Below are 15267 nucleotides of genomic sequence, written 5' to 3' on the forward strand. Positions count from 1 at the left end.
TTGCTCAAAAGGTCCAGGGTGCCCGGCTAACGCCGGGCATCAGAGAGTGCTAACTCCGACGGGAGCAAATCCGTGAAAGACTTATTAAAGTTTCTGAAAGCGCAAACTAAAACCGAAGAGTTTGATGCGATCAAAATTGCTCTGGCCTCGCCAGACATGATCCGTTCATGGTCTTTCGGTGAAGTTAAAAAGCCGGAAACCATTAACTACCGTACGTTCAAACCTGAGCGTGACGGCCTGTTCTGTGCTCGTATTTTTGGGCCAGTAAAAGACTACGAGTGCCTGTGCGGTAAGTACAAGCGTTTAAAACACCGTGGTGTTATCTGTGAGAAGTGTGGCGTAGAAGTTACCCAGACTAAAGTTCGTCGTGAACGTATGGGTCACATCGAGCTGGCTTCTCCAACCGCGCACATCTGGTTCCTGAAGTCACTGCCGTCCCGTATCGGCCTGCTGCTGGATATGCCGCTGCGTGATATCGAACGCGTACTGTACTTCGAATCTTATGTTGTTATCGAAGGCGGGATGACCAACCTCGAGCGTCGTCAGATCCTGACTGAAGAGCAGTATCTGGATGCGCTGGAAGAGTTCGGTGACGAATTCGACGCGAAGATGGGTGCGGAAGCTATTCAGGCCCTGCTGAAGAGCATGGATCTGGAGCAAGAGTGTGAAACTCTGCGTGAAGAGCTGAACGAAACCAACTCCGAAACCAAACGTAAAAAGCTGACCAAGCGTATCAAGCTGCTGGAAGCGTTCGTTCAGTCTGGTAACAAGCCAGAGTGGATGATCCTGACCGTTCTGCCGGTTCTGCCGCCAGATCTGCGCCCGCTGGTACCGCTGGATGGTGGTCGTTTTGCGACTTCTGACCTGAACGATCTGTATCGTCGCGTCATTAACCGTAACAACCGTCTGAAACGTCTGCTGGATCTGGCTGCGCCGGACATCATCGTACGCAACGAAAAACGTATGCTGCAGGAAGCGGTTGACGCCCTGCTGGATAACGGCCGTCGCGGTCGTGCGATCACTGGTTCTAACAAGCGTCCTCTGAAATCTTTGGCCGACATGATCAAAGGTAAGCAGGGTCGTTTCCGTCAGAACCTGTTGGGTAAACGTGTTGACTACTCCGGTCGTTCTGTAATCACCGTAGGTCCATACCTGCGTCTGCATCAGTGCGGCCTGCCTAAGAAAATGGCGCTGGAGCTCTTCAAACCGTTCATCTACGGCAAGCTGGAACTGCGTGGTCTCGCTACCACCATTAAAGCTGCGAAGAAAATGGTTGAGCGCGAAGAAGCTGTCGTTTGGGATATCCTGGACGAAGTTATCCGCGAACACCCGGTACTGCTGAACCGTGCACCAACTCTGCACCGTTTGGGTATCCAGGCATTTGAACCCGTCCTTATCGAAGGTAAAGCTATCCAGCTGCACCCGCTGGTTTGTGCGGCATATAACGCCGACTTCGATGGTGACCAGATGGCAGTACACGTTCCGCTGACGCTTGAAGCTCAGCTGGAAGCGCGTGCGCTGATGATGTCTACCAACAACATCCTGTCACCTGCGAACGGCGAGCCAATCATCGTTCCTTCTCAGGACGTTGTATTGGGTCTGTACTACATGACCCGTGACTGTGTTAACGCCAAAGGCGAAGGCATGGTGCTGACTGGCCCTAAAGAAGCTGAGCGTATTTATCGCGCAGGTCTGGCCTCTCTGCATGCGCGTGTAAAAGTGCGTATCACCGAATATGAAAAAGACGCAAGCGGCGAATTCGTTGCGAAAACCAGCATTATCGACACCACCGTAGGTCGTGCGATTCTGTGGATGATCGTACCGAAAGGTCTGCCTTTCTCCATCGTCAACCAGGCGCTGGGCAAGAAAGCGATCTCCAAAATGCTTAACACCTGTTACCGCATTTTGGGTCTGAAGCCGACCGTAATCTTTGCTGACCAGACGATGTACACCGGTTTTGCTTATGCAGCGCGTTCAGGTGCATCCGTAGGTATCGATGACATGGTCATCCCAGCGAAGAAAACTGAAATCATTTCTGAAGCCGAAGCCGAAGTTGCTGAGATTCAGGAACAGTTCCAGTCTGGTCTGGTTACCGCGGGCGAGCGTTACAACAAAGTTATCGATATCTGGGCTGCGGCGAACGATCGTGTATCTAAAGCGATGATGGACAACCTGCAAACTGAAACCGTTATTAACCGTAACGGCGAAGAAGAGCAGCAGGTTTCCTTCAACAGCATCTACATGATGGCCGACTCCGGTGCGCGTGGTTCTGCAGCACAGATTCGTCAGCTGGCGGGTATGCGTGGTCTGATGGCTAAGCCAGATGGCTCCATCATCGAAACGCCAATCACCGCGAACTTCCGTGAAGGTCTGAACGTACTCCAGTACTTCATCTCCACACACGGTGCTCGTAAAGGTCTGGCGGATACCGCACTGAAAACTGCGAACTCCGGTTATCTGACTCGTCGTCTGGTTGACGTCGCGCAGGACCTGGTTGTGACCGAAGATGACTGTGGTACTCACGAAGGCATCCTGATGACTCCGGTTATCGAGGGTGGCGACGTTAAAGAACCGCTACGCGATCGCGTACTGGGCCGTGTTACGGCTGAAGACGTGCTCAAGCCTGGCACCGCAGACATCCTGGTAACCCGTAACACCCTGCTCAACGAGCAATGGTGTGACCTGTTAGAAGCTAACTCTGTTGACAGCGTTAAAGTCCGTTCCGTAGTAGGTTGCGAAACTGACTTCGGCGTGTGTGCACACTGCTATGGTCGCGACCTGGCACGTGGTCATATCATCAACAAAGGTGAAGCTATCGGGGTTATCGCGGCACAGTCCATCGGTGAACCTGGTACACAGCTGACGATGCGTACGTTCCACATCGGTGGTGCGGCATCTCGTTCTGCGGCTGAATCCAGCATTCAGGTTAAGAACAAAGGTAGCATCAAGCTCAGCAACGCGAAGTCGGTTGTGAACTCTACCGGTAAACTGGTAGTCACTTCCCGTAACACCGAGCTGAAAGTGATCGACGAATTCGGTCGTACCAAAGAGAATTATAAAATTCCTTACGGTGCGGTAATGGCTAAAGGTGATGGTGAGCAAATTGCAGCGGGCGAGACCGTAGCAAACTGGGATCCACATACCATGCCAGTTATCTCCGAAGTAAGTGGTTTCATCCGCTTTACGGACATGATTGACGGCCAGACCATTACTCGTCAGACCGACGAACTGACCGGCCTGTCATCTCTGGTTGTTCTGGATTCTGCAGAACGTACCGCTGGTGGTAAAGACCTGCGTCCGGCGCTGAAAATTGTTGATGCCAATGGCAACGACGTTCTGATCCCTGGTACAGATATGCCAGCTCAGTACTTCCTGCCGGGTAAAGCGATTGTTCAGTTGGAAGATGGTACTCAGATCCACTCTGGTGACGCCCTGGCGCGTATTCCTCAGGAATCCAGTGGTACCAAGGACATCACCGGTGGTCTGCCACGCGTTGCTGACCTTTTCGAAGCGCGTCGTCCGAAAGAGCCTGCGATCCTTGCTGAAATCAGCGGTATCATCTCGTTTGGTAAAGAAACCAAAGGCAAACGCCGTCTGGTTATCTCCCCAATCGACGGCAGCGATGCTTACGAAGAGATGATTCCGAAATGGCGTCAGCTGAACGTGTTCGAAGGTGAACGCGTAGAACGCGGTGACGTTGTTTCCGATGGTCCAGAGTCTCCGCATGACATTCTGCGTCTGCGTGGCGTCTATGCTGTAACTCGTTACATCACCAACGAAGTGCAGGACGTTTACCGTCTGCAAGGCGTTAAGATTAACGATAAACACATCGAAGTCATCGTGCGCCAGATGCTGCGTAAAGCAACCATCGTTAACGCTGGTAGTTCCGACTTCCTGGAAGGTGAGCAAGCTGAATACTCTCGCGTCAAGATCGCTAACCGCGAACTGGAAGCGAACGGCAAAATCAACGTGTCCTTCTCACGCGATCTGCTGGGTATCACCAAAGCTTCTCTGGCAACCGAGTCCTTCATCTCCGCGGCATCGTTCCAGGAGACCACTCGTGTGCTTACCGAAGCAGCCGTTGCGGGTAAACGTGACGAACTGCGCGGCCTGAAAGAGAACGTTATCGTGGGTCGTCTGATCCCGGCCGGTACCGGTTATGCGTATCACCAGGATCGTATGCGCCGTCGTGCTGCGGGCGAAGCGCCTGTCGTACCTCAGGTCACTGCTGAAGATGCGTCTGCAAGCCTTGCAGAACTGCTGAACGCAGGTAACCTCGGTGGCAATGACGAGTAATCGTCAGAAGCGCTAAAAACAAAAACCGCTCGAAAGAGCGGTTTTTTTATGCGCGTAAAACAGCATGTAAGCGTTCGGACTGGTCGTTGTAGGGCGGATAAACGCAGTGCCAACCGCCGGGGAAAACTATTTCACCAAAGGGATACGGCGATACAGCTCAATCATGTCTTCCGCCAGATCTTGAATCACCATCGCGTTCATCAGGTGATCCTGGGAGTGAACGGTGATCAGATTAACCGGCAGCTTGCCGGTGCCTTCATCCAGCCCGATAAGCTGGGTTTGAATTTTATGCGCGTGTTTGACAAATTCTTTCGACTCTTCCATCGCCTGTTCGGCTCCGGCGAAATCACCTTTGCGCGCCAGCTGTAAAGCTGTCAGCGCCTGGCTGCGTGCGCTACCGGCGTTGACCAACAACTCCATGATAATCGTTTCTAAATCTTCCACGTCTTTATCACTCCATCATTTTTAAAGCTTTATCGAGCACCACGTCGCCTTTCATCATGCCGTAATCCATCATGTCGATGACGGCAACTTTCTTACCCATTGGATCGGCGATGGCCTGAAGCTTGGCCTGCTCGTATTTGACCTGTGGACCGAGGAGCACAATATCTGCGGTATCGATGTTCTCTTTGAATTCTGCAACAGGAACCGCCTTGATTGAGACTTCAATACCTTTCTTCTGCGCGGCATCCTTCATGCGTTGAACCAGAATGCTGGTAGACATACCTGCAGCACAACACAAAACGATATTTTTCATAATCTGCTCTCAGTGTCCGTTGGATATACAGATAATTATCCGCGAGGCGCCAGTCCAACAACCGCTTTAGCTTGATTGTGTGTGAGCTATCACAAAAGAAACGGCGAAATCCTGAAACCGGTTACATTTTGTGTTTCCGCATTAAAAAATGTCCCCCTGGACGCGAGGGGCGAGGCAACAATGAGAAGGGATGTGTTGTTGCCCCGGTCGGGTTCAGCGCCGACCGGGAGACAATATTTCAACGGGAAAAGGGCTTCAATGCCGTGAAACCAGTGTTTAGGCGCGGCTCTGAAACTGTTTTCCATCCTCTGCAATCTTGCAAAATTATTGCGGCGACCTTCCCAGATAGCCGTCCCAGTCTTTCCACACCGGCTGAAGACCGGCACGCGCTAATGCCTCAGCCACTTCAGTTGGCGTACGTCCATCATGCGGAGCAAACTGCTCCAGCTCCGGGTGCTCATCATCTGCATAGCCGCCCGGCTGAGTTTTAGAGAAAGCGCTGACGTTATTTATCGCCAGTGGAATAACCCGGTCGCGGAACCACGGGGACTCGCGCGTGGACAGGGACAGCTCAACGTCCGGTGCCAGCAGGCGAAAAGCGCATATCACCTGCACCAGCTGGCTTTCGCTCATTACCGACGCGGGTTCGACTCCTCCGGTGCAGGGCCGCAGGCGAGGGAACGAAATGGAATACCGGCTTTGCCAATAGTGCTGCTGGAGCCACAGCAGATGTTCCGCCACCATAAAACAGTCGGTACGCCAGCTGTCAGACAGCCCGATTAACGCGCCCAGGCCAATTTTATCGATGCCCGCCCGCCCCAGGCGATCCGGAGTTTCCAGCCGCCAGAAAAAATCCTGCTTGTTGCCGCGCAGATGATGCCGAGCGTAAACCGCCTGCTGGTAGGTTTCCTGATAAACCATCACGCCGTCCAGCCCGAGCGTTTTTAGCTCCGCATACTCGTGTTCGTCCAGCGGCTGCACCTCCATTTGCAGCGAGCTAAATCGGCTACGAATGGTGGGCAGATGCTGGCGAAAATAGTCCATACCAACCTTGGTTTGATGCTCGCCGGTGACCAGCAGCAGGTGTTCAAACCCGAGCCTTCGAATTGCCGCGCATTCCCGTTCAATCTCGGTTTTATCGAGCGTTTTTCGCCTGAGCCGGTTGCTCATCGAAAACCCGCAGTAGGTGCAATCGTTGGCGCAGAGGTTAGAAAGATACAGCGGCACATAAAAGCTGACGGTGTTCCCGAAGCGCTGGCGAGTTAAGCGCTGTGCCTGCCGGGCGAGAGGTTCCAGATACTGGCCTGCGGCGGGTGAAAGCAGCGCCATGAGATCGTCGCGGGTGATTTTGCGGGCGCTCAACGCCCGCTCGACGTCCGCCGCTGTTTTCGAGTTAATACGTAGCTTAATGTCATCCCAGTCGAGTTCGCGCCAGCGGTCGGTAAAGGTGCCGATCATTACGCCTCCTCCCGGCTGAACTGGAGGAATCCGGTAAGCGGGCTTGAAGCATGAGCCTGCTGGTGGCGCGCGCCCAGTCCCGAACATGCAGCGATGGCTCCCGCCTCAACGGCCAGCCGGAAGGCATGGGCCATCTGCACAGGATCGCTCGCCACGGCAATCGCGGTATTAACCAGCACCGCAGATGCCCCCATTTCCAGCGCTTCGGCCGCATGGCTTGGCGCGCCAATTCCGGCATCAACCACCACCGGCACGTTCGCCTGGTCGATTATAATTTCCAGCAGCGCGCGGGTCTGTAGGCCCTGATTGGAGCCGATAGGCGCGCCGAGAGGCATGACGGCCGCGCAGCCGGCCTCCTCAAGCCGCTTGCACAAAACCGGATCGGCGCCGCAGTAGGGCAAAACAACGAAGCCCTGTTTCACGAGGATTTCCGCCGCCTTCAGCGTTTCAATCGGGTCGGGTAACAGGTAACGGGCGTCAGGATGAATTTCCAGCTTCACCCAATGCGTCCCCAGCGCCTCACGCGCCAGTCGGGCAGCAAAAATCGCCTCTTCGGCTGTTTTCGCGCCCGACGTATTGGGAAGAAGCTGCACTCCCGCCTCCAGCAGGGGAGCCAGAATCGCATCGTTATGATTGCGCAGATCGACGCGTTTCATCGCCATCGTCACCAGCTGCGATCCGCTGGCGCGAATAGCCTCTGCCATTACCTGCGCAGAAGAGAATTTCCCGGTACCGGTAAACAGGCGGGACGAAAATGTCTTGTCAGCAATCTGTAGCATATCAACCTCCGGCTATGGCTTGAAAAAGCAGGATTTGGTCGCCATCGTGCAGCATTCTGGCCTCCCACTGCTCGCGTGGAACGATTGTCTGGTTGAGAGCAAGCGCGACGCCAGGCTTCAGCAAACGCAGCTGTTCGAGCAGCGTTGCCAGCGTCAGGCCCTCGGCGCACTGCATCGGCTCATCGTTAAAGAGAATGCGCATTTTGCCCCCCGCAAACCGGGCAGCCGGACGATTTCTGCATGACGAGCGTGCGCCAGCTGTGGTGGCGGGCATCGAACAGCCGCAGGCCGCTGGCCGGCACCATGCCGGTGAGCAGCTTGATGGCTTCAAGCGCCTGCAAAGTGCCCATCACGCCAACCACCGGGCCAAGGACGCCCGCGGTGCGGCAGTTGCGTTCCGGCTCCTGTTCGTCCGGCCAGATGCAGCGATAGCATCCGCTGGCCCACGGCGGCGTTAATACCATTAGCTGCCCGCCGAACCCCACACCGCTTGCCGAAATCAGCGGTCTGTCGTTTGCGACGCAGGCCGCATTTACCGCCTGCCGCGTCGCCATGTTGTCGCTGCAGTCCAGCACCACATCGACGCTTTTCACCGCCTGTGCCAGCGCTTCACCTGACAGACGCTGCGCGATAGCTTCCAGTTTGATATCAGGATTGAGTCGTTCAAGATGCCGTCGGGCGGCCCGTGCTTTTGGCCGATCGATATCCTGCGAGGTAAACAGAATCTGGCGCTGCAAATTGCTGATATGGACGTGGTCATCATCCGCCAGCATCAGCGTGCCGACGCCCGCTCCTGCAAGGTAAAGCGCCGCCGGAGAGCCCAACCCGCCAAGCCCGACGATCAGCACCCGGCTGGCGAGCAGCTTTTCTTGCCCCTCTACGGCCACATCCTCCAGCAGGAGCTGGCGACCGTAACGCATGAAATCCGCATCATTCATCGCCTGCTCCCGCCAGTTCGAGAAGCTGTGCCGTCGCCGCACGCCAGTCCGCGGCTTTGGTAATCGCGCTCACTACGGCGACGCTGCCCACGCCCGTAGCAAGCACGGCGGGTACGCGATCGATGCTAATTCCGCCGATCGCCACCGTCGGGTAATCACCCAGCGTTTTGACATGCGCGGCGAGCTGCGCCAGCCCCTGCGGCGATGAAGGCATCTGCTTGGTTTGGGTTGGGAAAACGTGGCCGAGCGCGATGTATGAAGGGCGTGCCGCAAGGGCGCGGTCCATTTCCATGTTGTCGTGGGTGGATAGCCCAAGGCGCAGGCCCGCGTTGCGAATGGCGTCGAGGTTGGCGATATCCAAATCCTCCTGGCCAAGGTGTACGCCGTAGGCGCGATGTTTGATAGCCAGCCGCCAGTAGTCGTTGATAAACAGCCGGGCCTGATACCGCTCGCCCAGCCTGACGGCGGCGATGACGTCTGCTTCAACGTCTTCGTCGCGCCTGTCCTTGATGCGCAGCTGAATCGTGCGAACACCCGCAGCAAGCAGGCGCTCAATCCATTCCACGCTGTCGACCACTGGGTACAGCCCCAGCCGCCGTGGGGTAGGGGGAAAAGCTTTCAGGCTCATACTTCCTCCTGGCGCAGATAGATTTCCCCGCCTTTTGCGCGGAAGTTTTGCGACATGTCTTCCATTCCCACTTCAATGACCTGCTTCGCGGCAAAGTCGCGCACTTCCTGGGAGATTTTCATCGAGCAGAATTTCGGTCCGCACATGGAACAGAAGTGCGCGACCTTGCCGGATTCCTGCGGCAGCGTTTCGTCGTGGTAAGCGCGGGCGGTGAAGGGGTCGAGCGCAAGGTTGAACTGGTCTTCCCAGCGGAATTCGAAGCGCGCTTTCGACATGGCGTTGTCGCGGATCTGCGCGCCCGGATGGCCTTTCGCCAGATCTGCGGCATGCGCCGCAATTTTGTAGGTTATCAAGCCCTGCTTCACGTCCTCTTTATTCGGCAGGCCGAGGTGCTCTTTTGGCGTCACGTAGCAAAGCATCGCGCAGCCGAACCAGCCGATCATCGCGGCGCCGATTCCCGAGGTGAAATGGTCGTAGCCAGGGGCGATGTCCGTGGTCAGCGGGCCGAGGGTGTAGAACGGCGCTTCGTGGCAGTGCTCCAGCTCTTCGGTCATGTTGCGGCGGATCATCTGCATCGGCACGTGTCCCGGGCCTTCGATCATCACCTGTACGTCGTACTCCCAGGCGATTTTGGTCAGCTCGCCCAGCGTGTGCAGCTCTGCGAACTGCGCCTCGTCGTTGGCGTCCTGAATGGAGCCAGGGCGCAGCCCGTCGCCAAGAGAAAGCGAGACGTCATAGGCCGCGCAGATTGCGCAGATTTCGCGGAAATGTTCGTAAAGGAAGTTTTCCTCATGATGGGAAAGGCACCATTTCGCCATGATCGACCCGCCGCGTGAGACGATGCCGGTGAGGCGTTTGGCGGTCATCGGCACGTAGCGTAGCAGCACGCCAGCGTGAATGGTGAAGTAGTCCACGCCCTGTTCGGCCTGCTCCAGCAGCGTGTCGCGGAACATCTCCCAGGTCAGGTCTTCGGCCATGCCGTTGACCTTTTCCAATGCCTGGTAAATCGGCACGGTGCCGATAGGAACGGGGCTGTTGCGCAGGATCCATTCGCGAGTTTCGTGGATATAGCGCCCGGTGGACAGGTCCATCACGGTGTCCGCCCCCCAGCGCGTTGACCAGACCAGCTTCTCCACTTCTTCTTCAATGGATGAGGTCACCGCCGAGTTGCCGATATTGGCGTTGACCTTCACCAGGAAGTTGCGCCCGATAATCATCGGTTCAGATTCTGGGTGGTTGATATTGGCGGGGATAATCGCCCGGCCTGCGGCCACCTCGTCACACACAAATTCGGGCGTGATATTTTCCGGCAAACGAGCGCCAAAGGCTTCGCCCGGATGCTGGTGGCGTAATACGGCATCGCGAATGCGCTCGCGGCCCATGTTTTCGCGGATGGCGATAAACTCCATCTCAGGCGTGACGATGCCTCGGCGCGCGTAATGCAGCTGGGTGACGCATTTGCCGGTTTTAGCGCGTTTGGGCGTAAGGCGCGTTTCAAAGCGCAGGTCGTCCAGGGCGTCGTCCGCAAGGCGCTCTTTCGTGTAGGCAGAGCTGCGGTCGTTGAGCGTTTCGCAGTCGGCGCGTTCTTCAATCCATCCGCTTCGCAGCGGCGGCAGCCCGCGCAGCACGTCGATGCTAACGTTTGGATCGCCATACGGGCCGGAGGTGTCGTAAACCGGCACCGCGTCGTTAGGTTCATATTGCGGATTGTCTTTACTGCCGCCCGCCATCGTTGGGCTAAGCTGGATTTCCCGCATCGGCACGCGAATATCCTCCCGCGAGCCGGAAAGATAAATGCGCTGGGAATTTGGGAAGGCGGTGCCTTCTAGCGTGTTGATAAAGTGAAGCGCAGCCGCGCGCTGTTCGCGACGTGTTGGTTTTTCAGATGCAGACATAGCTCATTCCAGGATTCGATCAGGAGTGGCTTGTCAGAACGACGGATGGAGTAATGGATGTGGGGCGCCCGAAAAAGGCCGTACCCAAAAGCAGAATTACTCTTGTTCCCTTCGCAGGTTTTAACCTGATCAGGTTCCGCGGATCCCGAATTAACGGTCTCAGCCGGTGCTTTCGCACTCGGCACTCCGACAAGAAGAAACCCGTATTGCTACGGGTGAAGTTGTAAATTACTCGTTAACAGCGCAGAACTCAAGCCGGGCGTGCAAGGCTATCCGTGTCGTTGGCGCTGCTGTGCAGATTGTTGGCGTACGCCAGTTCGATGAGCTTATCTTCCAGCGAGAAACGCGCTTCCAGCGCTTCACCGATGCCGGACAACGCCTGCTGGAACTCAATACAGTTGTCGTCGTCGATGGCGTTTTCCAGATTGGTATCGTAGAAATCCATGATCTGCTGGGTATTGGCTTCGAGCTGCGGGTAGATTTGAGTGGCCGCTAAAAGCGGGCTGGCACCTTCCATTTCATCGATAATGCGCTCATAAATATTGAAATGGCCGGCTGAAAGGTAGTCCACCAGGTTGTGGCAAAAATTATCCAGCGCCTTTTCATTAAGCGCAGAGAGCGATTCCTTGTTAGGCTTGATCCCGACCATGTTGTAATACGCCACGAGCAAATGTTTGCGGGCATATAGCCATTGGTCGACTAACTCATTGCTACCGCCAACGCGCTCAGTCAGGCTTTCTAGCTGGTTCAGCATGTTTGACTCCGTGAGTTGCAAGATTTAACGCAAACGTACCCAAAATATAACAACTATTGTTTATACCAGTGTCCAGGGGGATGTGCACCAGGTTATGGAACGTGTCATTCAAAAGTTAGATCAGGGCTGGTTTATCGTCAGTCATGAACAAAAATTGTGGCTGCCAAAAGGCGAGCTGCCTCACGGATCGGCGGCGGACTTCCAGCTTGAAGGCGCGAATGGTCTGCAAATCGGCGAGTGGGAAGGCGAGCCGGTATGGCTGATTCGCCAGAATCGCCGCCAGGAAATGGGCTCGGTGCGCCAGGTTATCGACCAGGACGTGGGCCTGTTTCAGCTTGCAGGGCGGGGCGTTCAGCTGGCCGAGTTTTACCGTTCGCACAAATTTTGCGGCTACTGCGGCCATGAGATGCACCCCAGCAAAACCGAATGGGCGATGCTCTGCAGCCACTGCCGCGAACGCTACTATCCGCAGATTGCGCCCTGCATCATCGTCGCCATCCGCCGGGACGATCATATCCTGCTTGCCCAACATACACGCCATCGCAACGGGGTTTATACCGTGCTGGCCGGTTTTGTTGAAGTCGGCGAAACCTTAGAGCAGGCCGTCGCGCGTGAAGTGATGGAAGAGAGCAGCATCCGCGTGAAAAATCTGCGCTACGTGACTTCGCAGCCCTGGCCTTTCCCGCAGTCGCTGATGACCGCGTTTATGGCCGACTACCACAGCGGTGATATCAAAATCGATCCTAAAGAGCTGATTGACGCGCAGTGGTATCGCTACGACCAGCTGCCGCTTATCCCTCCGGCTGGCACGGTGGCGCGCCGTCTGATAGAAGACACCGTCGCTCAGTGTCGGGCAGAGTATGAATGACGTGGTAAACTGGGCGGATACAGCTAAAGGAAATGCTAAAAATGACTGAACTGAAGAACGATCGTTACCTCCGCGCCTTGCAGCGTCAGCCAGTAGACATCACGCCTGTATGGATGATGAGGCAGGCGGGGCGCTATTTGCCAGAGTACAAAGCCACCCGCGCTATTGCCGGCGACTTTATGTCCCTGTGCAAAAACGCCGAGCTTGCCTGCGAAGTCACCCTGCAGCCGCTGCGCCGCTACCCGCTTGATGCGGCGATCCTCTTCTCAGACATCCTCACCGTGCCGGATGCGATGGGGCTGGGTCTATATTTCGAAGCGGGCGAAGGCCCACGCTTCAGCTCGCCGATTACCAGCCGCGCCGACGTCGAAAAGCTGCCGATTCCGGACCCGGAAGACGAACTGGGCTACGTGATGAACGCGGTACGCACCATCCGTAAAAACCTCGCAGGTCAGGTGCCGCTGATTGGTTTCTCCGGCAGCCCGTGGACGCTGGCGACCTATATGGTCGAAGGCGGTAGCAGCAAAGCTTTTACCGTTATCAAAAAGATGATGTACGCCGACCCGCAGGCGCTGCATCTGCTGCTCGACAAGCTGGCGCAGAGCGTCACGCTGTACCTGAACGCGCAGATCAAAGCCGGCGCGCAGTCGGTAATGATCTTCGATACCTGGGGCGGCGTGCTGACAGGCCGCGACTACCAGCAATTCTCTCTCTATTACATGCACAAAATTGTCGATGGCCTGCTGCGTGAAAACGAAGGCCGCCGGGTGCCGGTCACGCTGTTTACTAAAGGCGGCGGGCAGTGGCTGGAAGCGATGGCAGAAACCGGCTGCGACGCGCTGGGCCTGGACTGGACGATAGACATCGCCGACGCGCGCCGTCGCGTGGGGCATAAAGTTGCGCTACAGGGCAATATGGACCCGTCTATGCTTTACGCGCCGCCTGCATGTATCGAAGAAGAAGTTTCAACGATTCTGGCCGGGTTTGGCAAAGGTGAAGGGCACGTATTCAACCTTGGTCACGGCATCCATCAGGACGTTCCGCCAGAACATGCGGGCGCGTTCGTTGAGGCGGTACACCGCCTGTCCGCGCCATATCATCAGTAAAACAAAGGAGAGGGAATGGATCTCGCAGCGCTTCGTCAGCAACAGATCGAACTGGCATCCAGTGTGATCCGCGAGGATCGCTTTGATGTCGATCCGCCGCAGTTTATCGCCGGTGCCGACGTCGGTTTCGAGCAAGGCGGGGAAGTCACCCGCGCCGCCATCGTGCTGCTGAAATATCCTTCCCTTGAACTGGTGGAATACAAGGTGGCGCGCATCGCTACCACTATGCCTTACATCCCCGGCTTCCTGTCGTTTCGTGAATATCCTGCGCTGCTCGCGGCGTGGGATATGCTTTCGCGCAGGCCGGACCTGCTGTTTGTTGACGGGCATGGGATCTCTCACCCGCGCCGTCTCGGCGTTGCCAGCCATTTTGGCCTGCTGGTGGATGTGCCGACCATCGGCGTTGCCAAGAAGCGCCTGTGCGGGCGCTTTGAGCCGCTGGGCGATGAGGTGGGCGAGAAACAGCCGCTTATCGACAAAGGCGAACAGCTTGCCTGGGTGTGGCGCAGCAAAAAACGTTGCAATCCACTCTTCGTGGCAACCGGGCACCGCGTGAGTGTCGACACGGCGCTGCTGTGGGTGCAAAGGTGCATGGCGGGCTACCGTTTACCGGAGCCTACGCGCTGGGCTGATGCCGTTGCATCGGGCCGCCCGGCTTTCGCGCGGTGGCAAGCAATTCAGGGGTGATTAGGGTAAACTGCCGCTAATTTCCCGTCTTTGAGACATCGTTATGCTACAAAACCCAATCCATCTGCGCCTGGAGAAGCTGGAAAGCTGGCAGCACGTCACTTTCATGGCTTCTTTATGCGAGCGCATGTACCCGAACTACGCCATGTTTTGCCAGCAAACCGGCTTTGGCGACCCGCAGCTTTACCGCCGTATCGTTGACCTCGTGTGGGAAACGCTGACGGTAAAAGACGCGAAGGTGAACTTCGACAGCCAGCTCGAGAAACTCGAGGAGGCGATTCCTTCCGCTGACGACTATGATATCTACGGCGTCTATCCGGCAATCGATGCGTGCGTGGCGTTGAGCGAACTGCTTCACTCTCGGCTTTCCGGCGAAACGCTGGAGCATGCCATCGAGGTCAGTAAAACGTCTATTACCACCGTTGCGATGCTCGAAATGACTCAGGCCGGTCGTGAAATGACCGAAGAAGAGCTACGTGCAAACCCGGCCGTGGAAGAGGAATGGGACATTCAGTGGGAGATTTTCCGCCTGCTGGCCGACTGCGAAGAACGCGATATTGAACTGATCAAAGGACTGCGCGCGGACCTGCGCGAGGCCGGTAGCAGCAATATCGGTATAAATTTTCAGCAGTAAGACAACAAAACGTGACGTACAGTCCGAATTGTAGGGCCTGAAGGCTTCCAATTAACCCCCCGTCTGGTCTACATTTGTGGGGCGAAAAAAAGTGGCTATCGGTGCGTGTATGCAGGAGAGTGCTTTTCTGGCATTTCCGTCGCACTCGATGCTTAGCAAGCGATAAACACATTGTAAGGATAACTTATGAACAAGACTCAACTGATTGATGTAATTGCTGACAAGGCTGACCTGTCCAAAGTACAGGCTAAAGCTGCTCTGGAATCCACTCTGGCTGCAATTACTGAGTCTCTGAAAGAAGGTGATGCTGTACAACTGGTTGGTTTCGGTACCTTCAAAGTGAACCACCGTGCTGAGCGCACTGGCCGCAACCCACAGACCGGTAAAGAAATCAAAATCGCCGCAGCTAACGTGCCGGCATTTGTTTCTGGTAAAGCACTGAAAGACGCGGTTAAGTAATTAACGCG

The 15267-nt window shown here is 56.0% G+C and carries 15 protein-coding genes and 1 riboswitch; of the genes, 6 read left to right on the top strand and 9 right to left on the bottom strand.

What is annotated here, in order from left to right:
* Window positions 1-72 precede the first annotated feature (72 nt).
* A complete protein-coding gene (gene rpoC / locus ACSPHG_RS01235; RefSeq protein ID WP_435951643.1) occupies window positions 73-4296 on the top strand; it encodes a DNA-directed RNA polymerase subunit beta' in 4224 nt (1407 codons plus the stop codon).
* 126 nt (window positions 4297-4422) lie between these two features.
* Here the strand turns inward: rpoC and ACSPHG_RS01240 are convergent, their stop codons facing one another.
* From ACSPHG_RS01240 to rsd, 9 genes are all read right to left on the bottom strand, one after another.
* Window positions 4423-4740: a PTS lactose/cellobiose transporter subunit IIA gene (locus ACSPHG_RS01240; RefSeq protein WP_435951644.1), complete on the bottom strand. Its 318-nt coding sequence runs from the start codon at window positions 4738-4740 to the stop codon at window positions 4423-4425.
* Between the two features lie 7 nt (window positions 4741-4747).
* A complete protein-coding gene (locus ACSPHG_RS01245; RefSeq protein WP_435951645.1) occupies window positions 4748-5053 on the bottom strand; it encodes a PTS sugar transporter subunit IIB in 306 nt (101 codons plus the stop codon).
* 324 nt (window positions 5054-5377) lie between these two features.
* Window positions 5378-6508, bottom strand: coding sequence for a 2-iminoacetate synthase ThiH (gene thiH / locus ACSPHG_RS01250; protein WP_435955920.1), 1131 nt, complete (start codon window positions 6506-6508; stop codon window positions 5378-5380).
* A 2-nt stretch (window positions 6509-6510) separates the two neighbouring features.
* Entirely contained in the window at window positions 6511-7290 is a 780-nt protein-coding gene (gene thiG, locus ACSPHG_RS01255) for a thiazole synthase (RefSeq protein WP_435951646.1), read from the bottom strand.
* A gap of 1 nt (window position 7291) precedes the next feature.
* Window positions 7292-7492, bottom strand: coding sequence for a sulfur carrier protein ThiS (gene thiS / locus ACSPHG_RS01260; RefSeq protein ID WP_435951647.1), 201 nt, complete (start codon window positions 7490-7492; stop codon window positions 7292-7294).
* Window positions 7476-8228 (bottom strand): HesA/MoeB/ThiF family protein, encoded by a 753-nt coding sequence (locus ACSPHG_RS01265; protein WP_435951648.1) that lies wholly within the window; start codon window positions 8226-8228, stop codon window positions 7476-7478. Before ACSPHG_RS01265 ends, thiS begins: the two co-directional genes overlap by 17 nt.
* Window positions 8221-8856: a thiamine phosphate synthase gene (gene thiE / locus ACSPHG_RS01270; protein WP_435951649.1), complete on the bottom strand. Its 636-nt coding sequence runs from the start codon at window positions 8854-8856 to the stop codon at window positions 8221-8223. The genes ACSPHG_RS01265 and thiE overlap by 8 nt, the downstream gene beginning before the upstream one ends.
* Window positions 8853-10751 (bottom strand): phosphomethylpyrimidine synthase ThiC, encoded by a 1899-nt coding sequence (gene thiC / locus ACSPHG_RS01275; protein ID WP_435951650.1) that lies wholly within the window; start codon window positions 10749-10751, stop codon window positions 8853-8855. The genes thiE and thiC overlap by 4 nt, the downstream gene beginning before the upstream one ends.
* 89 nt (window positions 10752-10840) lie before the next feature.
* A riboswitch (TPP riboswitch) is annotated at window positions 10841-10950 on the bottom strand.
* Window positions 10951-11001: 51 nt separating this feature from the next.
* Entirely contained in the window at window positions 11002-11505 is a 504-nt protein-coding gene (gene rsd / locus ACSPHG_RS01280; RefSeq protein ID WP_435951651.1) for a sigma D regulator, read from the bottom strand.
* Between the two features lie 94 nt (window positions 11506-11599).
* Between rsd and nudC the strand changes: the two genes are divergently transcribed.
* The 5 genes from nudC to hupA all read left to right on the top strand — a co-directional run bounded on the left by nudC (window position 11600) and on the right by hupA (window position 15259).
* Window positions 11600-12373: an NAD(+) diphosphatase gene (gene nudC / locus ACSPHG_RS01285; protein ID WP_435951652.1), complete on the top strand. Its 774-nt coding sequence runs from the start codon at window positions 11600-11602 to the stop codon at window positions 12371-12373.
* Window positions 12374-12414: 41 nt separating this feature from the next.
* On the top strand, window positions 12415-13479 hold the full coding sequence (hemE, locus tag ACSPHG_RS01290; RefSeq protein ID WP_435951653.1) for a uroporphyrinogen decarboxylase: 1065 nt from the start codon (window positions 12415-12417) through the stop codon (window positions 13477-13479).
* A 15-nt stretch (window positions 13480-13494) separates the two neighbouring features.
* A complete protein-coding gene (nfi, locus tag ACSPHG_RS01295; protein WP_435951654.1) occupies window positions 13495-14166 on the top strand; it encodes a deoxyribonuclease V in 672 nt (223 codons plus the stop codon).
* A 43-nt stretch (window positions 14167-14209) separates the two neighbouring features.
* Entirely contained in the window at window positions 14210-14800 is a 591-nt protein-coding gene (locus ACSPHG_RS01300) for a YjaG family protein (protein WP_435951655.1), read from the top strand.
* Between the two features lie 186 nt (window positions 14801-14986).
* The gene (gene hupA, locus ACSPHG_RS01305; RefSeq protein WP_002445246.1) at window positions 14987-15259 is read left to right on the top strand and encodes a nucleoid-associated protein HU-alpha; all 273 of its coding nucleotides are present in this window, start codon (window positions 14987-14989) and stop codon (window positions 15257-15259) included.
* Window positions 15260-15267: the final 8 nt, after the last annotated feature.

Origin of the sequence: Dryocola baronae (genome assembly GCF_051297175.1) — a bacterium.
Lineage (GTDB): Bacteria > Pseudomonadota > Gammaproteobacteria > Enterobacterales > Enterobacteriaceae > Dryocola.